The following is a 20,119-nucleotide window of genomic DNA, read 5'->3' on the forward strand; positions in this document are numbered from 1 at the left end:
ATGCGCCTGACGCTGACGCCCGGCCTGCGCCGCTACGCTTATAACAGCGCCCTGCTGTATAACCTGCGTATTTTAATTGCGCTGGCGGGCACTGCCGGTGTGCCCTGGTGGCTGGGGCAGATTACCTGGACCATCCCGTTAACGCTGGGCGTGGTGGCCGCTGCGCTGGCGGATCTGGATGACCGTTTAAGCGGCAGGCTGCGCAACTTGCTGATCACTCTCGTCTGTTTCTGCGTGGCCTCGGTTTCAATCGAGCTTCTTTATCCTTACCCGTGGCTGTTCACAGTCGGGCTGGCTGTGTCAACCTGGTGTTTTATTCTGCTTGGCGCGTTAGGGCAACGATATGCCACCATTGCCTTTGGTGCACTACTGATTGCCATTTATACCCTGCTGGGCATCGGCCTGTTCCCACAATGGTATCTGCAGCCTTCACTGCTGCTGGTGGGTGCAGTCTGGTATAACCTTCTGACGCTGACCGGGCACGTTATTTTTCCGATCCGCCCGCTGCAGGAAAACATCGCCCGTTGTTTTGAGAAACTGGCCGTTTATCTGGAAGCCAAGGCAGGTCTGTTCGATCCTGATACAGAAGAGCAGGATAATGCTGCGCTGATTGAAGTAGCGATGGCTAACAGTCAACTGGTCGCCACGCTAAATCAGGCAAAAAATTCTATTCAGTCCCGTCTGCGCGGCGACCGTGGGCAACGCGGCACTCGCCGGACCCTTCATTATTACTTTGTGGCGCAGGATATTCACGAGCGGGCCAGTTCCTCTCATGCCCAGTATCATGCCCTGCGCCGGGAATACCGCTACAGCGATATTCTGTTTCGCTTTCAGCGTTTACTCTCGCTACAGGCCAAAGCCTGTCAGCAGCTGGCAAACGGCATTCTGCTGCGTGAGCCCTGGCAGCATGATGCCCGCTTCGAACGGGCCTTCGTGCATCTTCATGCCGCGCTGGATCGTCTGAATGCCGCCCAGCCGGGCAGCAGTGACTTAAAAGCAATGAATTATTTGCTGAATAACCTGAAGGCTATTGATGCCCAGCTCGCCACCATCGAATCGGAACAGAGCCTGGAAGAGAGCAGCAACGATCAAACATTATCCAGTGAAGGATTGACCGGCTGGGCCGATATTCGGCTGCGGATCAGCCGTCACCTCTCCCCGGAGTCCGCCCTGTTTCGTCACGCAGTGCGTATGTCTCTGCTGCTGTGTGCCGGATATACCTTTATACAGCTGACCGGGCTGGAGCATGGCTACTGGATTTTGCTGACCAGCCTGTTTGTCTGTCAGCCTAATTATAATGCCACCAAAAGACGGCTGGCGCTGCGTATAGCCGGTACGCTGGCCGGCATCGTGATTGGCCTGCCGCTGCTGTGGCTGGTCCCCTCAGTTGAGGGCCAGCTGGTGATGATTGTGCTCAGTGGCGTTCTGTTTTTCGCTTTTCGTCAGTCCCGCTATGCCAATGCCACGCTGTTTATCACGCTGCTGGTCCTGTGCTGCTTTAACCTGCTGGGTGAAGGCTTTGAAGTGGCGCTCCCGAGGATTATCGATACGCTGATAGGTTGTGGCATTGCCTGGCTGGCCGTCGCCTTTATCTGGCCAGACTGGCGCTTCCGCCGCCTGTCACTCGTGGCAGAGCGCACGCTGAATGCCAACTGCCGCTATCTGGATGCCATTCTTGTCCAGTATCACCAGGGGAAAGATAACCGGCTGGACTATCGCGTTGCCCGGCGTGACGCGCATAACGGTGATGCAGAACTGGCTTCGGTGGTTTCAAACCTCTCTGCCGAAAAACATGTCAGCGCCGCGCTTAGGGAAGATGCTTTTCGCCTGCTCTCCCTGAACCACTCTTTTCTGAGCTACATTTCAGCGCTGGGTGCTCACCGCGAGAGGATTAGCAGCCCGGCGATGCTGCAACTGATGGACGATGCCGTTTGCTACGTTGATGACATCCTGCATATTGAACTGGTTGATGAGGCGAAGGCACAACGACTGCTCAACAACCTCTCTGAGCGTATTGAAGCGATTGAAGCCGACCCGGACACAAAAGAACCGCTTGTGCTGCAGCAGGTCGGCTTGCTGGTCGCGCTGCTGCCAGAAATAGCGCAGCTGAAACATCAGGTCTCTACAGAGTAGTCCTCAGCTTTTCAACGTAATTCTTTAACTGCAGAGTTTCGCTGTACCAGTGGCGAAGCTCCGCTTTTAAAGCCTGCGGCAGCGCTTCATGGTGCTGCCCCAGAATCGCCCCCTCCAGCGCAAACAAAACGTTGATGCCGAGGTTTTTATTCCTGGCATGCAACTTCAGCCAGCTACGTTTGGCTCCCTGTTCTTTCAGCATCCTCACCGAACAGATCCCCACATGCCGCAACAGGACTTCAAGCCGCATCGTCAGGTTAGGCAAATCTTTCAACCGGCGGTTCTCATAGCGGTTTACCCGCTGCTGCCGCGCGCCCGTCAGACAAAGTTGTGAAAGCGCCACCAGTTGTTGGGTTTCCTGCCACAAAGATTCATCAACGCGAAAATAATTGAGTTCAACCGGGATCCCTCCTCTGTTAAAAGTAAAAGCTTTCATTTTCCTTTCGGTCAGATAGGGTCTGACTTCCTCACAGGCCCGTAAATATAATTCCCCTTCTGCAACCAATGCGAAGACCACGCGCTCCACCGAAAGGCTGTACCCTCCAAACTGGCTACGACAATCGATTTCACCCAGTTGTGCCAGCTTGGCTATGGTGCTGGCGATCCTGTTCTTTGAGTCATCCATAAAAATTTCCTTAACCTGATAATGTCCCTGAAGCACCCTGTCAGCACAGGGAAAATAGGCAATCGCCGTAACAGGTTCAATGAATAAATGGTGTTACGGCCCCTTACATTGTGAATTTGCGAGACGTTCCCAAAAAAATAAGGTTGATCTTTACTCAACAGGCTTATACTGTATATCCATACAGTGACCTGCGAGCGACGCCATTATGCAAACTCATTTTCTTAAATCTCAATCTGTTAACGCCAGTTTTCGTCCGGCCTCATCCTGTGCTGCCCCACAGAAAACCCATGCGGCTGGACTTATTAGTGAGCTGATCTACAGTGAGAATCAACCCGGCATGACCCAGATGCTGCTGCTGCCCCTTTTACAGCAGTTGGGCACTCAGTCACGCTGGCAGCTGTGGCTGACTCCGCAGCAGAAGTTGAGCCGCAGCTGGCTGCTGCAATCTGGTTTACCACTGGATAAAGTTATGCAGGTGCAATCTTCCGGGGCGATAACCACCGTTGAAGCCATGATCAAAGCTTTGCAGACAGGGAATTACAGTGTGGTGTTAGGTTGGTTACCAGGAGAAGTCACCGAAAAAGATCGCCGCCGACTCCAGGAAGCAGCTTCCTGTGGACAGGCGTTAGGACTGATAATGCGTCCCGATCCGGTCAATATCACTTCAGCCAGACCCTTCAGCGGCCTAAAAATTCAGTCTAGTTTGTATCATTAAGTAAAAATAGGAATAATCTCATAAGGATTTTCCTGGCAAGCCGCGATAACCATCTGATTATGCTATGACGTGGTGGGACAATGGTTTAGAAGCGTTTTTACCACACTGTTTCTACACATAACCTGTCCGCAAATGTGTAAAATTGTGTACGAATGCCTGTTTTTTTGCTGACGTGCGTCACATCATACTTGTAAGTTTGCTAGTACGTTGTAGACTTTACGTCGCCAGGGTGCTCAATAACCTCCCTTTTTTGGATGAGCCATAATCGAGCGTCATAACCCGGCGAAGGATTAATCAAAGAGCTAATGAAAGCTCATTGCCTATTTGGATGATAACGAGGCGCAAAAATGAAAAAGACAGCTATCGCAATTGCAGTGGCACTGGCTGGCTTCGCTACCGTAGCGCAGGCCGCCCCTAAAGATAACACCTGGTATACCGGTGCAAAACTGGGCTGGTCTCAGTACCATGACACTGGTTACTACGGTAACGGTTATGAGAACAACAACGGTCCAACTCATGAAAGCCAGCTGGGTGCCGGTGCCTTCGGTGGCTACCAGGCTAACCAGTACCTGGGCTTTGAACTGGGTTATGACTGGCTGGGTCGCATGCCTAACAAAGGCACCGTGACTAACGGCGCATTTAAAGCACAGGGCGTTCAGCTGGCTGCTAAACTGAGCTACCCAATCATGGACGATCTGGACGTGTACACTCGTCTGGGCGGCATGGTATGGCGTGCAGACTCAACGCAGACTAACCCAACTACTGGCCGCATCAGCGACCACGACACCGGTGTTTCTCCACTGGCTGCAGTTGGTGTTGAATATGCGCTGACCAAAAACTGGGCTACCCGTCTGGACTACCAGTGGGTTAACAACATCGGTGATGCAAACACCGTTGGTACCCGTCCGGATAACGGCATGCTGAGCGTGGGCGTTTCTTATCGCTTCGGTCAGGACGAAGCTGCTGCTCCAGCACCAGCTCCGGCTCCAGCGCCAGCTCCAGTTGTTGAAACCAAGCGTTTCACTCTGAAATCTGACGTGCTGTTCACCTTCAACAAGGCAACTCTTAAGCCAGAAGGTCAGCAGGCTCTGGATCAGCTGTACACCCAGCTGAGCTCCCTGGATCCTAAAGACGGCAACGTAGTTGTTCTGGGCTTCACTGACCGTATCGGTTCAGAGCAGTACAACCAGAAGCTGTCTGAAAAACGTGCTCAGTCTGTAGTTGACTACCTCGTTTCTAAAGGCATCCCTTCCAGCAAAATCTCTGCACGTGGTATGGGTGAATCTAACCCAGTTACCGGCAACACCTGTGACAGCGTGAAAGGCCGTAAAGCCCTGATCGATTGCCTGGCACCGGATCGTCGTGTAGAAATTCAGGTTAAAGGTATCAAAGACGTTGTAACTCAGCCTCAGGGTTAAGTTTCGCTTTGATAAAAAAACCCCGCTCCGGTGGGGTTTTTCTTTGACTGATACAGCCCGATAAACTCTTTTTTGTCTTACGTTTCTGCCCTTCCCGTCAGTCCGGCTTGCCTAAAATGGCCTTAAGATCCTGCTTCAGCGAGGACATCTGGCTGGCATATTGTTCTTTGCGCTCTGCATCTTCAATCAACTGTACGATCGTTTCTGATAAAGTGCTGTTGCGGCGCTGCGCCAGACCAGCCAGGCGTTGCCATACCAAATACTCAAGGTCGATCGACTTTTTGCGCGTGTGCTGATGTTCAGCATTAAAATGGCGTTTACGTCGGGCCCGAATGGTCTGCTTCATCCGGTTTTCCAGCGCCGGATTGATATGACGCGATATCCACTGCAGCACGTCTACCGGACGATTCTCCATCGACAGCAGTTCATCCACGGCAACCTGTGCCGCGCTGAATTCCAGATAGCGCGTGATCGCTTCACCTTCCCGGTGTTTTTTAACCAGGTACTTCCATTTCCACCCGCTTTCAAGATTTTCCAGTTGCTGATATTTCATCGGAATCTCATGCTTTTCATATAACCCGTTTAGAATAACAGCTTTTTTTAGCCCTGCCGCATAGAAAACGGGGTTGTTATCGCAATCTCGACCTCTGACCGGGGTGAAGTGCATGTCTACGGTGCTTAACAGGCTGAAATCTTGTATAATGCCGCTTTTACTCATTTCAGAAAAATACGATAACTTTGACCAACAACCGACTAGAATGGCGCGCCCTACAGCCCGATACCGACAGCGTTCAGTCCCTTTTCTCTCAGGTACCTGAAGACGATTCCAGTTGCTTTGCCGCAGTGCAGTCACGCCTGTTCAACGGGCTGAATCTGCTGCAGCAAACGCCGGCTAAATTGCCCCTGATGCTGATTAAAACGGCTGAAAACGCTGAATATCTCGCTTTACTTCAGGACCAGCTCGCCAGCATCACTGCTGAGGATGAAGCAGAACTGCATGGCGGTCACTACCTGATCGAAGGTTTGTCGATAAGCTGGCGTCCCGCTGAGTCTGGGCACGATAATTTCGCCAGCGTTGGCGGCATTCATTGTGCGGACTGGATTGAGACAGAGCAGCTGTTCGGCTGTGTGCGCTGGTATAACAATACCCTGACGCTGCAACCCGGATTGGTACATCAGGCCAACGGCGGTACGCTGATCCTCTCCCTGCGCACCCTGCTGGCACAGCCGTTGTTGTGGCTGCGAATGAGGAAAATCCTCACCACTCAGCAGTTTGACTGGTACTCCCCGGATGAAACGCGACCTTTGCCTGTGGCGATCCCTGCCATGCCACTCCAGTTCCGTTTGATCCTGACCGGCGAGCGCGACGCGCTGGCCGACTTCCAGGAAATAGAGCCGGAGCTTTCAGCACTGGCGCTCTACTCAGAGTTCGAAGAAAACATCCAGATTGTCGACGCAGAAGAGTTCAGCCTGTGGGTAAAATGGGTTCGCACTCTGGCTACCAGTGAAGGTATTGAAGCGATTGCCGACGATTTCTGGCCGGTGCTGATCCGTGAAGCGGTTCGCTATACCGGCGATCAGGATACGCTGCCGCTCTGCCCTGCATGGATTACACGCCAGCTGCAGGATGCAGTGATGTACAGCCCGGATGAAAACATCAGCGGTGAACATCTGCAAAGTGCGCTGGAAACCCGCGAATGGCGGGAAGGTTTCCTGGCTGAGCGAGTACGCGATGAAATCCTGCTCGACCAGATCCTGATTGAAACCGAAGGAGAAATGATCGGGCAGATCAATGCGCTGTCAGTTATCGAATTCCCTGGCCATCCGCGTGCCTTTGGCGAACCTTCCCGTATTAGTTGCGTGGTGCATGTCGGCGACGGCGAGTTCACTGATGTTGAGCGCAAAGCCGAGCTGGGGGGCAATATTCACGCCAAAGGCATGATGATCATGCAGGCCTGGCTGATCGCCGAACTGGAACTGGAACAGCAGCTGCCCTTTTCCGCCTCTCTGGTGTTTGAGCAATCCTATTCCGAAGTGGATGGCGACAGCGCTTCCCTCGCCGAGCTTTGTGCGCTGATCAGCGCGCTGGCCAGCCAGCCGATCAATCAGCAAATCGCCGTGACCGGATCGGTCGACCAGTTTGGTCGCGTGCAGCCGGTTGGCGGGCTGAACGAAAAAATTGAAGGCTTTTTCCACATCTGTAACCAGCGCAATCTGACCGGCAACCAGGGCGTCATTATCCCTGTTGCCAATGTGCGCCATCTCTCGCTACAGCAGGAAGTGGTGGATGCGGTGCGTGAAGGCAAATTCAACCTCTGGGCAGTCAGCAGCGTGGATGAAGCATTGCCCTTGCTGACCGGTGAAGAATGGGAAAAGGAAAATGCGGCCTGTCTGCTACGCTCAATACAGGAGCGCATTGCGCAAATTAATCAGCAGGACGGGCGTCAGCGTCCGTGGCCGCTGCGCTGGCTTAACTGGTTCAACCAGAGCTGATCGGACTTGTTCAGCTTACACCTGTTAGCTAATCTTCGTGATTCATTAAAATAAGGCTTATTGAGAACATGGTAGATAAACGCGAATCCTATACAAAAGAAGACCTCATTGCCTCCGGCCGTGGTGAACTGTTTGGTGCTGAAGGCCCACCGTTGCCGTCCGGAAACATGTTGATGATGGACCGCGTGGTGAAAATGACCGAAGACGGCGGTAACTACGGCAAAGGTTTTGTTGAAGCCGAGCTGGATATCAATCCGGACCTGTGGTTCTTTAGCTGTCATTTTATCGGCGACCCGGTAATGCCAGGCTGTCTGGGTCTGGATGCCATGTGGCAGCTGGTTGGGTTCTATCTGGGCTGGTTAGGCGCAGAAGGCAAAGGCCGTGCACTGGGTGTGGGTGAAGTGAAATTCACTGGCCAGGTTCTGCCAACCGCGAAAAAAGTTTCTTACCGCATTCACTTCAAGCGTGTGATCAATCGCAAGCTGGTGATGGGTGTGGCAGACGGTGAAGTGCTGGTGGACGGTCATGTGATCTATACCGCGACCGACCTGAAAGTAGGTCTGTTCAAAGACACCACTGCTTTTTAAGCCTCCCTTAAAACGGAAACCTCCGCTTCGGCGGAGGTTCTTCCTTTTAAAATCTGAGTTATCCAGTTTCACAAACCTGATAGTGCTGTTTTCACGAACCGGATGTTCAGATTATATAACGTGAACAATCGGGTTATACGCTAACCGTCCTGTCCTCCATGGCTTGTCGCCAACCTCCCAACCAGTGAGACCTCGCGTCTATCATTTGATAGGGACACATTTCTTTCGAACGTCCGGTAATACCGGCCTGATAACCTCTGGAATGTGCCCGTTCGAGTCGATCTCGTTTCTGTCTCTTCATCATGCCTGTAATCCCCTCTTCAGGTCAGGTGGAATCTGGTGGAAAGAAATCAGTGATTGCATTGTTTGCAACCACACTTCAATTTCTAACGCCATCCGGGCTAAAAATCAATCCGCAAATTTCACGCCAATGTCATATTACCGTGAGAATATGCGGGTGCTTTTTCGCCCAAAAAACCCAAAAGATGATGAATAACCCGCTGTAATGTCAAAAAAAACCCCTGATTGCGCATAAATCTGATTTTGCGACAATCAAGGGCTTAGCTCTTTATATTAATTTTTATTAACTTTTACTGCGGATCGCATCGGCCATCTGCCGGGCTTCCTGCTGCCAACCTTTAGCCAGCGTTCTAACTAACGCATCGTAACCATCTTCCGTTTGTGGCAACGTCAGTGCAAATGAACGCTTAATAATCTGCCCCTGATGTTCAAGCACCCAGGCACCGCTGATCACTGCCTGGCCGTCATAACGCCCGTGGAAGCCAGTCACGTTGACGTTCAGCGTATCCTGCTGTGCGCCCAGTGGCGATGCGGAAACCAGCCAGCCCGGCAGCGCATCACTCAGATCCGCCACCAGCGTCTGTTGCAGCTGCTGATCCAGCGGGCTGGCCCACAGATTATTGCTGGCAATCACATACTTCACGTCACTGCTCTGATAGACCAGGCCGTTGCCCGCCAGATAGTCGGGCACCGAGACATGCTGTACGAACACCGCCGGGCGCAGTGCATCAGAGCTGCTGGCCGCAGCCGCAGAGCTTTTTTCTGCAGCGGGCAGCTGATAGTAAGTTGTTTCTGGCGTAGTGCTACAAGCCGTCACGGCCAGAGCCAGCGCAATGGGTATCCATTTCATCATTGTTTCGCCCTCTTAGGCTGTGGATCCTGTCCGGGTTTCGCCTCAAACACCAGCGCATTGCTCTTGTTGTTGAGCGTTTTCAGTACGGGTTGCAGTTCACGCAGCACCTGATCCAGGCGCTGCATATCACCCACCATTTTGCTGTAGGCTGGAGAGCCGGGCTGGAAGGCCTTCATGCTGCTGTTCAGCTCGCGCAGGGTTTTCTGCATATCCGCCGGCAACTGTTGCATCTGCTGGCTACCGGTGATCTGATTGATGTTATCCAGCGTTTTCTGCAAGTTACGCAGCGTAGTCTGGCTCTCTTTCAGCGTTCCGGTGGCCTGATTGATCATCGGATTCAGCGGCATACTGTTGATCTTATCCAGCGTTTCCATCAGTTTCTGCTGGATCTGGGCCAGCCCGCCACTGGTGGTCGGGATCAACTCATAACCAGCGAACTCTGCCGGGCCGGTATAAGGCCTGGCATTGTCATGGAAATCGAGATCGACGTACAACGAGCCGGTCAGGAGATTAGCCGACTTCAGCGAGGCACGCAGTCCCGATTTGATGCCGTCTTTCAGGTGCTGCTCGATATTGAAGTCCTTGCCCAGCATGCTTTCGAAGCGGTCTGGTTCAATGCGGATCAGTACCGGAATGCGGTAATCGTTATTCAACCGCTGAGCCACATCTTTCGACTGGAACGGAACGGCAGCCACGGTGCCCAGACGGATGCCGCGGAATTCAACCGGTGCGCCAGGCTGCAGGCCACGGATTGAATCGCTGAAGAACATCAGGAAGTCTTTGTGCACGGTGTACAACGAATCCTGAATGCTGCGCTGATCGTCGAACAGCTTGTATTCGGCTTTGTTCTCCGCCAGCTGCCCCAGAGCCCAGCCATCCGGCACATCAAAGCTTACCCCACCGCTGAACAGCGTAGTCAGCGACCCCATTTCAACACGCATGCCCGAGGCCGACATATCTACAGCTATTCCGCTGTCTTTCCAGAAGCGGACATTAGTGGTAACCAGTCGGTCATAAGGGGCGGTCACAAACAGCTGATAGGTCATCATGCGTTTATCAGCATCAAAATTACTGGTCTCGACAGAACCCACGCGGTAGCCACGGAACAGGACCGGATCGCCAGGATTCAGCTGACCGGCTTTGGCGCTGTCCAGCGTAATACGGATACCCTTCGCGTCTGGTGGCGCGAGCGGCGGCGCATCCAGCAGGCTGTAATGTTCAGGCTTTTCGCCTTTGTTGCCCGGCTGCAGCTCGATGTAAGCTCCGGAGAGCAAAGTGCCCAGTCCGGTCACGCCTTCACGGCCGATCGCCGGTTTAACCACCCAAAAGGCACTGTCCCCCTTCAGCAGCTTCTCCATACCGGAATTCAGGCGGGCTTTGATCTCCACATGGTGCAGATCATCGGTCAGCACCGCGCTCTCAACGACCCCAACATCCACGCTGCGGCTTTTAATGGCGGTTTTACCTCCCTCAATACCTTCGGCATTGGTGGTGATCAGCGTGACCTCGGGGCCCTGATGGCTGAAGTGATAAAACAGTATCCATGCACCGATCAGCACGGTGACAATGGGAATGATCCAGACAGGTGACCAGCGTTTGATTTGATCAACCGTCGCCACGCCGTGATTATTTTCCTTCAATGCTCGGCTCCTCAATACTCTTTTCACGTACACGATCCCAGGTCAGACGGGGGTCGAATGTCATGGCAGCAAACATGGTCAGGATCACCACCATGGCAAACAGCAACGCTCCCGTTGCGGGATAAATACTCATCAACTGCCCCATGCGCACCAGCGCAGAGAGGACCGCGATAACAAAGACATCAATCATTGACCAGCGGCCAACAAACTCCACCACCTCATAAATTTTGTGCATCCTCTCACTGTCCTGATGAGGCTTGCCCTTGCCGTTGGCGTCCCAGCACAGCCAGCCAATCGCCAGCATTTTTAGCGAAGGCACCATAATACTGGCGATAAAGATCACCAGCGCCACCGGATAGGAACCTTCACTCCACAGCAAAACCACCCCAGCCATAATGGTTGAGGTGATTTTAGTCCCTAGCGCTTCAGTGATCATAATCGGCATCAGGTTGGCGGGGATATATAACAGGAAGGAGGTCAGCAGCAGCGCCAGCGTCCACTGCAGGCTGTGGCGACGACGGACGTAACCACCGGTGCCGCAACGCGGACAGGTGAACTGGTCAGCGGCCAGCACTGCCGTACAGCAATGGCAGGAGCGCAGGCCCTGGCGCAGGCCACTGATTGCCGGGACCGGGCGGGCTGGTAAAGTTGGCACCGGCGCAATGCGAGCCCACAGCCAGCGACGGTCCACGCACTGAAATGCACGCACCTGCAGCATACAGAAAAGACACCAGGGAACAAAACTGGTGCCAATGCCAATGTCGCCGTAGGCCATCAGCTTAACGAAGCTGACCAGTACCCCGGCGAGAAAGATTTCCGCCATCCCCCAGCTTTTAATCTGGAACAACACCCGCGCCATGTTGCGCTTCAGCGGCAACGGCATTCGCACGGGATTAACCAGCAGCAGGATCACCACCATGCAGACCGCAGGCACGCCCTGTACAAACAGCATGAACAGCGTCGCCAGGCTGTTGTAATCCTCAGACACCATCACCTGAGGAATGCGCATCAGCGTTATTTCACTGCTCAACCCTGCCACGTGCATATTCACGAAGGGAAACAGGTTCGCCAGAACCAGCATAAACAACGCTGCCAGCGCATAACCGGTGGGCCGCTTTTGCGGCTCATGCCAGCTGGACACCAGCGTTGTTTCACAGCGCGGGCAGCTGGCTTTGTTGCCCGCCGACAGTTCCGGCAACTGTGTCATCAGGTCACACTTCGGGCAAAGCATCCATTGATCGGCCTGCTGCGATGAACACATAAATTACCTCATTAACCGTTCTTCAGAGATTCCAGATATTCCCAGCGTTCAAAGGCGACTTCCAAATCCTGCTCTGCCTGCGCCATCGCATCCAGAACCGGCTGGGTCTCTTCATGAGGTTGGCTGAAAAATGTCGCATCCGCCACTTTAGCCTGTAGTGAAGCGAGCTGAGCTTCCAGCGCTTCCATTTTTTCCGGCAACTGTTCCAGCTCGCGCTGCAGGTTGTAGCTCATCCTGGCAGCAGGGCGTTTTGTCGGCTCGTTTTTTACACTTTCCTGACGGACCGGAGAGCTGCTGGTTTTCGCTGCGTGGCGGGTCTGCCTGTAGGCCGCACGCTGCAACTGCGCATCGTGATAGCCACCAACAAAGGCACCGATTTCGCCGTTGCCTTCAAAGATCCAGCATTCGGTAACGGTGTTGTCAACGAACTGACGATCGTGGCTCACCAGCAGTACCGTACCCTGATAGCCGTCGATCAGTTCCTCCAACAGCTCCAGCGTTTCCACGTCCAGATCGTTGGTTGGTTCATCGAGGATCAGCAGGTTGCTTGGCTTCAGGAACAGACGTGCCAGCAGCAGGCGGTTTCGCTCACCACCGGACAGTGCCCGCACCGGCGTCATAGCCCGTTTTGGATGGAACAGGAACTCCTGAAGATAGCCCAGCACGTGGCGCGGCTTACCGTTGACCATCACTTCCTGTTTGCCTTCGGCGAGGTTATCCATCACCGTACGGTCCGGATCCAGCTCGGCGCGATGCTGATCGAAATAAGCCACTTCCAGCTTGGTACCGATATGAACGCGGCCACTGTCTGGTTTAAGCTGATCGAGCATCAGCTTCAGCAAGGTGGTTTTGCCGCAGCCGTTCGGGCCAATCAGGGCGATCTTGTCGCCGCGCTGAACCTGAGAGGTGAAGTCACGAACCAGCTGTTTACCGCCCACACCGTAGCAGACGTTTTCCAGTTCGAAGACGATTTTTCCGGAGCGGCTTGCTTCTTCCACTTGCATGTTGGCTTTGCCCATCACTTCACGGCGTTCTGAACGCTCGCGGCGCAGGGCCTTCAGAGCACGAACGCGCCCTTCGTTACGGGTACGACGTGCTTTGATACCCTGGCGGATCCACACTTCTTCCTGAGCCAGTTTGCGGTCGAATTCAGCATTCTGCATCTCTTCCACGCGCAGCGCTTCTTCTTTGCCCAGCAGATACTGATCGTAGTTACCCGGCCAGGAGACCAGCTTGCCGCGATCGAGATCGACAATGCGGGTAGCCATGTTGCGGATAAACGAACGGTCGTGGGAAATAAAGATAATGCTGCCCTGGAAGGTTTTCAGGAACCCTTCCAGCCAGTCGATGGTTTCGATATCCAGATGGTTGGTTGGTTCATCCAGCATCAGCACACGCGGATTGCTGACCAATGCCCGACCCAGCGCCGCTTTACGCAGCCAGCCGCCGGACAGTGAGGAGAGCGCCACATCGCCATCAAGGCCAATCTGCTTGAGCACGTCCTGGATGCGCGTTTCCAGCTGCCACAGGTTCTGGTGATCGAGGATGCTTTGCAGACGTCCCATCTCATTGAGATTTTTATCGCTGGGATCCTCCATCACCAGATGTGAAATGGCATGATATGCCTTCAGGTGTTCAGCCTGCTCTTCCACACCTTCCGCCACGAAGTCGTAAACAGACCCCGCCACATTACGCGGTGGATCCTGTTGCAGACGCGCCACCACCAGATCCTGCTCATAAATAATTCTGCCGTCGTCCAGCGGCTGCTCACGGTTGATGATTTTCATCAACGTGGATTTGCCCGCGCCGTTACGGCCAACCAGACAGACTCGCTCATTTTCTTCGATATGCAGCTCAGTGTTATCCAACAGCGGTGCATCGCTGAATGACAGGTAAGCACCATGAATACTGATCAGTGACATAAAACTTATTCCTTACCGGCGTGAGTAATCAGCCAGCAGTTATGAATTTGACGGTTGCGGGCAAAATCCTGCGACTGGGTTTTGGCGGTAATTTCCTGTGCGGCAAGATGAAGACCGGCAAGACCCTCGTGGTCCATTTTGAACCCGCGTTTGTTGTTGGAGAACATAATGGTGCCGCCTTTACGCAGCAGCCTTTTCAGATCTTTCATCAGCAGCAGATGATCGCGCTGCACATCGAAGCTCTCTTCCATCCGCTTCGAGTTAGAGAAGGTCGGCGGATCGATAAAGATCAGATCGAACTGCTCGTCAGAATGACTCAGCCAGTTCAGGCAGTCTGCCTGCATCAGACGATGCTGACGACCGGTCAGCCCATTCAGGCGCAGGTTGCGCTCTGCCCACTCCAGGTAGGTACGGGACATATCCACGGTCGTGGTACTGCGTGCGCCACCCAGCCCGGCATGCACGCTGGCACTACCGGTATAAGCGAACAAATTCAGGAAATCTTTACCTTTGCTCATCTGGCCCAGCATTTTACGGGCAATACGGTGGTCCAGGAACAGACCGGTATCCAGATAGTCGGTCAGGTTGACCCAAAGTTTTGCGTTGAATTCTGAGACTTCAAAGAAATCGCCCTTCTCACCCAGCTTCTGGTACTGGCTTTTGCCCTTCTGCCGTTCACGGGTTTTCAGCACCAGACGGTTGGCAGGCAGATCCAGCACGCTCAGCGTGGCAGAAATCACATCAAACAGACGCTGACGGGCTTTGGCCGGTTCAATGGTCTTCGGCGGCGCATACTCCTGCACCACAATCCACTCACCATAGCGATCCACAGCAACGTTGTAATCCGGCAAATCGGCATCGTACAGGCGGTAGCACTCGATTCCTTCCTGTCGCGCCCACTTCTCGAGTTTTTTCAGATTCTTGCGCAGGCGGTTAGCGTAATCTTCCGCAATCTGCCCGACATTCCCTGAAGTATTAACCGCCAGCTGATAGTTTTTCTGTACGCAGTCCAGCGGGCCGTTTTTCGCTTTGAACTGGCGATCGGCACGCAGCTGGAGGCAGCTCAGCAGCTCCGGCGAGGCGCTGAACAGTGACAGATTCCAGCCGCCAAACTGGCTCTTCATAATGCGCCCTAATTGGCTATGCAGGGCAATCAGCGCCGGTTCGCTCTCCAGGCGTTCGCCGTACGGCGGATTGCTCAGCACCGTGCCGGTAATCCCTTCCGGCTGCGGGTTGGTCAGTTTCAGCACGTCCTGCACGGTGAAACTGATAATATCGGCCAGACCAGCTTTGCGGGCATTGGCGCGGGCACGTTCAATCACCCGCGAATCATTGTCGAAGCCGTGAAAGCGGGAGGACGTTTCCTGCAAACCACGGCGGGCGCGGATCTGTGCTTCGCTGGTCACTTCACGCCACAGCTCTTCGCTGAATTTGCTCCAGCCGGTAAAGCCCCAGTGGTGACGATGCAGGCCCGGCGCACGATCGGTGGCGATCATCGCCGCTTCAATCAGCAACGTCCCCGATCCACACATCGGATCGACCATTGGCGCACCAGCCTGCCAGCCGGAACGCAGCACGATCGCTGCCGCCAGGTTCTCTTTCAGAGGTGCCTGTCCGGTCTGCTGACGGTAGCCACGCTGATGCAGGCCCTCACCACTCAGATCCAGTGCGATGCTGGCCTTATCATTGTTCAGCCAGACGTTGATCCGGATATCCGGCTGCTCGCGATCCACATCAGGACGCGGCAGGTTTTTACGGGTAAAGCTGTCAACGATGGCATCTTTAACCTTCAGTGCGCCGTACTGGCTGTTGCGGATCACTTCATTCAGGCCGCTGAAATGCACGGCGAAGGTTTTATCACTGCCGAACATCGCCGGCCAGTCGATGGCCTGCACGCCCAGATAGAGATCCAGGTCACTGTAAACGCCGCACTCGGTCAGCGGCAGCAGGATGCGGGAAGCCAGGCGGCTCCACATCAGGCTCTGATACATCAGACGATCGTCACCCTCGAAATGTACGCCGCCCTGGACGACCTGGCAAGCCTGGGCCCCCATCGCTTCCAGTTCACTTTTTAACAGCTCTTCGAGCCCACGCGCCGTACTGGCAAACAGAGAATTCATAGCGTCACTTATCGTCTTCAGAAAATTGTTGCGCATTATAGCTAATCGCGGGCTCATGTCATAAAGTTAGCTTCTTTTCGTCAGTGCTCCCGGCAGATTTCTGCACTGACACCCTCATTTAATGCCAGTTACAGACTCTCTGGCCCGGAGACTTCCATGATTAATCTGTCACGCCTGTTCATTCACCCGGTAAAATCAATGCGCGGAACCCAGGTTTCCCATGCGCAGGCGCTGGAGAGTGGGCTGGCCTTTGACCGGGTTTTTATGATCACCGAGCCGGATGGCACCTTTATTACCGCGCGTCAATATCCGGAAATGGTGCTGTTTACTCCGGCGCTGATCCAGCATGGCCTGTTTCTCTCCGCCCCAGATGGCAGCTCGGCCACCGTCCGTTTCGCCGATTTTCTGCCTGAAGCCGCCCCGACCGAAGTCTGGGGAAATCAGTTCACCTCACAGATTGCTCCCGCAGCGATAAACGACTGGCTGAGCGGCTTCTTTCCACGACCGGTTCAGCTGCGCTGGGTGGGTGCTGAAATGACCCGTCGGGTGAAACGCTTTGAGCAGGTTCCTCTTGGTTTTGCTGACGGCTTTCCCTTCCTGCTGATCAATGAAGCCTCGCTGCACGATTTGCGCCAGCGCTGCCCGGCAGGGATCAAATTGGAGCAGTTTCGTCCTAACCTTGTGGTCACCGGTGCCACAGCCTGGGCGGAAGACAGCTGGTCGACGGTGCGGATTGGCGACATCCTGTTCGACATCCCCAAACCCTGTAGCCGCTGTATATTCACTACCGTCAGTCCTGAACGGGGCCGCAAACACCCCAGCGGCGAGCCGCTGAATACGCTGCAAAAATTCCGTACAGCGAAGGATGACAGTGGCGATATCGATTTTGGCCTCAACCTTATCGCCCGCAGCAGCGGTATCCTGCGGGTGGGTGATGAACTGCAGGTTCTGGCCAGCAAACCGCCACGCCCCTACGGGGCGGGCAAAGAGGTGGAATCGCTTGAGGTGCAAACCAGCACCGAACAGGAGGTCGCTATCAGCTGGCAGGGCGAAACGTTTGCGGGGAACAATCAACAGGTGCTGCTGGAACAACTGGAGATGAAAGGCTATCGCATCCCCTACTCCTGCCGTGCCGGTATCTGCGGCAGTTGCAAGGTTAATCTGCTTTCTGGTGAGGTGCGTGCATTAAAGAAAGGGGCCGTGCGCGAGGATGGCACTGTCCTGAGTTGCAGCTGCGTCCCGACTGGCGACATAGTATTGAGCGGACGTAATCCCTGATGACCCCGACCAGGTTTGGCGCTCAGCAAGGGAGGCTCCATCAGGAACCTGCACGGGTATTCAGTTTTGAGAACTAAGCGGGGCCGTATTCAGACAGCCCGCGCAAGGGAGAGATTTTGTGGCTGTACAAGCGGCAACAGACGGTCGTGCATTACTTTAATAGCATCGCCCAGTACCATCCCTTTGCCTGCCAGAGTCAGCTGAGGTTGCGCCAGCAGGCACAGCGAGGCACTTTCACCCGCTTCCACCACCAGCAACAGAGCTTCGTCACCATTTTCACACAGACGAACCGCCACCAGCTCACCTTCAGCCGGTTGCCACTCACCCTGACGGTGGGTCTCAAAATGCCAGCTCTTCGGCATCAGTGGCTTCAGAAAGCGACAGGCCACCAACGCATTCAGCACCAGCTCGGCACGCTGATCGGCATTCAGTTCACAGCTGCGGCACTTCTCTTCAAAGGTGAAAAACAGAGCGGCATCATCGACACAAAATCCAGAGGTATCAAAGGCATCCGGCGTCAGCATCTTGCGGGGGAAACGTGAACGGAACAGCATACCGTCGGCCAGATCCAGCATCATGCGATCGTGTTCGGCATCAAAAAACCAGCGCCAGCTGTCGTCAGGTTTAATCCTCATGATCGGTCCTGTAGTGAGAAATGAAAATCCGCTATTTGTTGGCGTTGCCGGTTCAACTAAGCAGCTGGGTTTAACCGGAATCGTCAAAATAGTCTGAATATCGTTTAAACAGGATAAAATATAAACGAGCCAGAGGCGAAAATAAAGCCCCTGGCATATTTAAATAAGAACCAGCTTAGAGGTGGGTCACAATTTCTTTTATCAGCGGCGGACCTTTGTAAATAAATCCGGAATATATTTGCACCAGCGAAGCGCCAGCGGCAACTTTTTCCCTCGCTGAAACCAGCGAATCAATACCACCCACGCCAATAATTGGCAGGCGCCCCTGAAGTTCCAGGGAGAGGCGACGAATAACTTCAGTGCTGCGCGACTGAACCGGACGACCACTTAATCCTCCCGCTTCATCACTGTGTTTTAAGCCGCTGACCAGCGAACGGTCAAGAGTGGTATTGGTGGCAATCACACCATCAATATTATGGCGAACTAAACTATCGGCAATTTGGATCAATTCTTCTTCTGAAAGATCCGGCGCGATCTTTACCGTCACCGGAACATATTTGTGATGAATCGTTGCAAGATCTTTCTGCTTTTGTTTTACCGCCTGCAAGAGATCGTCCAGCGCCTCACCATATTGCAGCGTGCGTAAACCTGGCGTGTTAGGTGAAGAGATATTGATCGCGATATAGCCCGCGTAAGGATAAATTTTATCCATGCAGGTTAAATAATCGTCCTTGCCCTGCTCAACCGGGGTATCTTTATTTTTGCCAATATTAATCCCTAACACGCCGTCGAAATGAGACTTTTTGACATTCTCGACCAGACGATCCACACCCAGATTATTAAACCCCATCCGGTTAATAATCCCTTCCGCTTCCAGCACGCGGAACATCCTTGGCTTATCGTTGCCCGGCTGTGGGCGCGGCGTGACGGTACCGATTTCAATAAAGCCGAAGCCCATTGCGCCAAAGGCATCAATGCACTCACCGTTTTTATCCAGGCCAGCAGCCAGACCAAGGGCGTTTTTAAACGTCAGCCCCATGCAGGTCACCGGCTTAAAAGGAAGAGACTGGCGAACCAGGTGAATAAGAGGTGTACCGGTAACCCGATGCAGCTGCGTGAGGGTCAGTTCATGCGCACGCTCAGCATCAAGCTGAAACAGCGCCTTACGAACCAGATTGTACATGATCGCTCCTGAATGCCCGAAGCCCCGGGCCTGGAAAGGACTAACAGTTAATATCTTGCGATATAAACCCTGAAATTTGCGTTCGCCGTCCGGGGACGATCCTTCCCACCTTTATTATGTCTGGTATGAATGTGGCAAGGTTTACGCAGTGACGCTGCAGGCGCGGGGGAAAATGGTAAAGTCCTTTAAGCCGAAAGTAAAACGTTTGCGCTGAAATGATCGTACTCCGCCAGATGCCGCTCCGCGCCTGCCGTTCTTCCTCTATATCCAAAAAGTGACTTATCTCTGCCGGATAAATCATTTAAGCCTCCTGCCTGCCTCTGCCAGGATAGTTTCATTCCTTCGGAAATAAGTTTAATCAATAACTTTTAGTTATAAGGAGTGGTTATGCGCGTTATTACTTTGGCGGGAAGCCCTCGCTACCCCTCTCGCTCCACAGCTCTGCTCAGCCTCTGCCAGCAGGCACTCGAAAAGCGCGGCGTCGAAGTCATCCCGTGGAATCTGCATAATTTTCATCCTGAAGATCTGCTCTATGCCCGTTTTGATTCTCCGGCCCTGCTGGCACTGAAAGAAGATCTTGCCACTGCAGACGGGCTGATTATCGCCACTCCGGTCTACAAGGCTTCCTTCTCTGGTGCACTGAAAACGATCCTGGACCTGCTTCCCGAGCGCGCACTGGAACATAAAGTGGTTCTGCCACTGGCAACGGGCGGCACCATCGCGCACATGCTGGCGGTCGATTACGCCCTTAAGCCGGTACTTAATGCACTTAAAGCACAGGAAGTGCTGCATGGTGTCTTTGCCGACGACGCACAAATTACCAATTACGACCGTACGCCGGAACTGTCATCAGTGCTGGCGTCCCGTATTGCGGAATCAGTAGAAACCTTCTGGCACGCCCTGGCCCGTCGCCACCAGCCACTGGCCGCTGCTGTATAAAGTTTAAGGAAAGAACG

General features: G+C 53.8%; 17 protein-coding genes. 7 read left to right on the forward strand and 10 right to left on the reverse strand.

The annotated features are described in order from the left end of the window. On the forward strand, window positions 1-2,133 hold the full coding sequence (yccS, locus tag GSQ70_RS20615; protein WP_158784260.1) for a YccS family putative transporter: 2,133 nt from the start codon (window positions 1-3) through the stop codon (window positions 2,131-2,133). Here yccS and GSQ70_RS20620 read toward each other — a convergent pair. Next, window positions 2,123-2,758 (reverse strand): TfoX/Sxy family DNA transformation protein, encoded by a 636-nt coding sequence (locus GSQ70_RS20620; protein WP_158784261.1) that lies wholly within the window; start codon window positions 2,756-2,758, stop codon window positions 2,123-2,125. The two genes, yccS and GSQ70_RS20620, sit on opposite strands and share 11 nt — an antisense overlap. Window positions 2,759-2,963: 205 nt before the next feature. On the opposite strand from GSQ70_RS20620, the gene sulA reads away from it, so the two are divergent. Both sulA and ompA read left to right on the forward strand, forming a co-directional pair. Next, window positions 2,964-3,473, forward strand: coding sequence for an SOS-induced cell division inhibitor SulA (sulA, locus tag GSQ70_RS20625; RefSeq protein ID WP_158784262.1), 510 nt, complete (start codon window positions 2,964-2,966; stop codon window positions 3,471-3,473). 347 nt (window positions 3,474-3,820) lie between these two features. Then, a complete protein-coding gene (gene ompA, locus GSQ70_RS20630) occupies window positions 3,821-4,891 on the forward strand; it encodes a porin OmpA (RefSeq protein WP_158784263.1) in 1,071 nt (356 codons plus the stop codon). A gap of 97 nt (window positions 4,892-4,988) precedes the next feature. Here ompA and matP read toward each other — a convergent pair whose 3' ends face one another. Next, window positions 4,989-5,444, reverse strand: a complete 456-nt coding sequence (gene matP / locus GSQ70_RS20635) for a macrodomain Ter protein MatP (protein ID WP_158784264.1) — start codon at window positions 5,442-5,444, stop codon at window positions 4,989-4,991. Between the two features lie 185 nt (window positions 5,445-5,629). On the opposite strand from matP, the gene GSQ70_RS20640 reads away from it, so the two are divergent. Together GSQ70_RS20640 and fabA are read left to right on the forward strand one after the other, a co-directional pair. Next, window positions 5,630-7,384, forward strand: a complete 1,755-nt coding sequence (locus tag GSQ70_RS20640) for a Lon protease family protein (protein WP_158784265.1) — start codon at window positions 5,630-5,632, stop codon at window positions 7,382-7,384. 68 nt (window positions 7,385-7,452) lie between these two features. Further along, the gene (gene fabA, locus GSQ70_RS20645; RefSeq protein ID WP_158784266.1) at window positions 7,453-7,971 is read left to right on the forward strand and encodes a bifunctional 3-hydroxydecanoyl-ACP dehydratase/trans-2-decenoyl-ACP isomerase; all 519 of its coding nucleotides are present in this window, start codon (window positions 7,453-7,455) and stop codon (window positions 7,969-7,971) included. A gap of 133 nt (window positions 7,972-8,104) precedes the next feature. Here the strand turns inward: fabA and rmf are convergent, their stop codons facing one another. The 6 genes from rmf to rlmKL all read right to left on the reverse strand — a co-directional run bounded on the left by rmf (window position 8,105) and on the right by rlmKL (window position 16,067). Beyond that, window positions 8,105-8,272: a ribosome modulation factor gene (gene rmf / locus GSQ70_RS20650; protein WP_158785402.1), complete on the reverse strand. Its 168-nt coding sequence runs from the start codon at window positions 8,270-8,272 to the stop codon at window positions 8,105-8,107. Window positions 8,273-8,554: 282 nt separating this feature from the next. Further along, on the reverse strand, window positions 8,555-9,124 hold the full coding sequence (pqiC, locus tag GSQ70_RS20655; protein WP_158784267.1) for a membrane integrity-associated transporter subunit PqiC: 570 nt from the start codon (window positions 9,122-9,124) through the stop codon (window positions 8,555-8,557). After that, on the reverse strand, window positions 9,121-10,764 hold the full coding sequence (gene pqiB, locus GSQ70_RS20660; protein ID WP_158784268.1) for an intermembrane transport protein PqiB: 1,644 nt from the start codon (window positions 10,762-10,764) through the stop codon (window positions 9,121-9,123). Before pqiB ends, pqiC begins: the two co-directional genes overlap by 4 nt. Beyond that, entirely contained in the window at window positions 10,751-12,025 is a 1,275-nt protein-coding gene (gene pqiA, locus GSQ70_RS20665; RefSeq protein WP_158784269.1) for a membrane integrity-associated transporter subunit PqiA, read from the reverse strand. Before pqiA ends, pqiB begins: the two co-directional genes overlap by 14 nt. An 11-nt stretch (window positions 12,026-12,036) precedes the next feature. Beyond that, entirely contained in the window at window positions 12,037-13,947 is a 1,911-nt protein-coding gene (locus tag GSQ70_RS20670) for an ABC transporter ATP-binding protein (protein ID WP_158784270.1), read from the reverse strand. Between the two features lie 5 nt (window positions 13,948-13,952). Next, window positions 13,953-16,067 (reverse strand): bifunctional 23S rRNA (guanine(2069)-N(7))-methyltransferase RlmK/23S rRNA (guanine(2445)-N(2))-methyltransferase RlmL, encoded by a 2,115-nt coding sequence (gene rlmKL, locus GSQ70_RS20675; RefSeq protein ID WP_158784271.1) that lies wholly within the window; start codon window positions 16,065-16,067, stop codon window positions 13,953-13,955. Window positions 16,068-16,223: 156 nt separating this feature from the next. On the opposite strand from rlmKL, the gene GSQ70_RS20680 reads away from it, so the two are divergent. Further along, complete coding sequence (locus GSQ70_RS20680; RefSeq protein ID WP_158784272.1) at window positions 16,224-17,345, forward strand: YcbX family protein; 1,122 nt, start codon at window positions 16,224-16,226, stop codon at window positions 17,343-17,345. A gap of 89 nt (window positions 17,346-17,434) precedes the next feature. On the opposite strand, the gene GSQ70_RS20685 is transcribed toward GSQ70_RS20680, so the two are convergent. Together GSQ70_RS20685 and pyrD are read right to left on the reverse strand one after the other, a co-directional pair. Continuing rightward, entirely contained in the window at window positions 17,435-17,980 is a 546-nt protein-coding gene (locus GSQ70_RS20685) for a cell division protein ZapC (RefSeq protein WP_158784273.1), read from the reverse strand. Window positions 17,981-18,155: 175 nt separating this feature from the next. Next, window positions 18,156-19,166: a quinone-dependent dihydroorotate dehydrogenase gene (pyrD, locus tag GSQ70_RS20690; protein WP_158785403.1), complete on the reverse strand. Its 1,011-nt coding sequence runs from the start codon at window positions 19,164-19,166 to the stop codon at window positions 18,156-18,158. Between the two features lie 384 nt (window positions 19,167-19,550). Here pyrD and ssuE point away from each other — a divergent pair, with 384 nt between their 5' ends. Next, complete coding sequence (gene ssuE / locus GSQ70_RS20695; protein WP_158784274.1) at window positions 19,551-20,102, forward strand: NADPH-dependent FMN reductase; 552 nt, start codon at window positions 19,551-19,553, stop codon at window positions 20,100-20,102. Window positions 20,103-20,119 lie beyond the last annotated feature (17 nt).

The organism is Pantoea sp. BAV 3049 (assembly GCF_009765445.1).
Classification (GTDB): Bacteria; Pseudomonadota; Gammaproteobacteria; order Enterobacterales; family Enterobacteriaceae; genus Erwinia.

What these genes read in the sequence shown, in the direction of transcription:
- fabA (WP_158784266.1), top strand. Translation starts at nt 7,453, where the DNA reads ATGGTAGATAAACGCGAATCCTATACAAAAGAAGACCTCATTGCCTCC.
- GSQ70_RS20670 (WP_158784270.1), bottom strand. Translation starts at nt 13,947, where the DNA reads ATGTCACTGATCAGTATTCATGGTGCTTACCTGTCATTCAGCGATGCA.
- pqiA (WP_158784269.1), bottom strand. Translation starts at nt 12,025, where the DNA reads ATGTGTTCATCGCAGCAGGCCGATCAATGGATGCTTTGCCCGAAGTGT.
- yccS (WP_158784260.1), top strand. Translation starts at nt 1, where the DNA reads ATGCGCCTGACGCTGACGCCCGGCCTGCGCCGCTACGCTTATAACAGC.
- sulA (WP_158784262.1), top strand. Translation starts at nt 2,964, where the DNA reads ATGCAAACTCATTTTCTTAAATCTCAATCTGTTAACGCCAGTTTTCGT.
- ssuE (WP_158784274.1), top strand. Translation starts at nt 19,551, where the DNA reads ATGCGCGTTATTACTTTGGCGGGAAGCCCTCGCTACCCCTCTCGCTCC.
- matP (WP_158784264.1), bottom strand. Translation starts at nt 5,444, where the DNA reads ATGAAATATCAGCAACTGGAAAATCTTGAAAGCGGGTGGAAATGGAAG.
- GSQ70_RS20680 (WP_158784272.1), top strand. Translation starts at nt 16,224, where the DNA reads ATGATTAATCTGTCACGCCTGTTCATTCACCCGGTAAAATCAATGCGC.
- pqiC (WP_158784267.1), bottom strand. Translation starts at nt 9,124, where the DNA reads ATGATGAAATGGATACCCATTGCGCTGGCTCTGGCCGTGACGGCTTGT.
- rmf (WP_158785402.1), bottom strand. Translation starts at nt 8,272, where the DNA reads ATGAAGAGACAGAAACGAGATCGACTCGAACGGGCACATTCCAGAGGT.
- ompA (WP_158784263.1), top strand. Translation starts at nt 3,821, where the DNA reads ATGAAAAAGACAGCTATCGCAATTGCAGTGGCACTGGCTGGCTTCGCT.
- rlmKL (WP_158784271.1), bottom strand. Translation starts at nt 16,067, where the DNA reads ATGAATTCTCTGTTTGCCAGTACGGCGCGTGGGCTCGAAGAGCTGTTA.
- GSQ70_RS20685 (WP_158784273.1), bottom strand. Translation starts at nt 17,980, where the DNA reads ATGAGGATTAAACCTGACGACAGCTGGCGCTGGTTTTTTGATGCCGAA.
- GSQ70_RS20620 (WP_158784261.1), bottom strand. Translation starts at nt 2,758, where the DNA reads ATGGATGACTCAAAGAACAGGATCGCCAGCACCATAGCCAAGCTGGCA.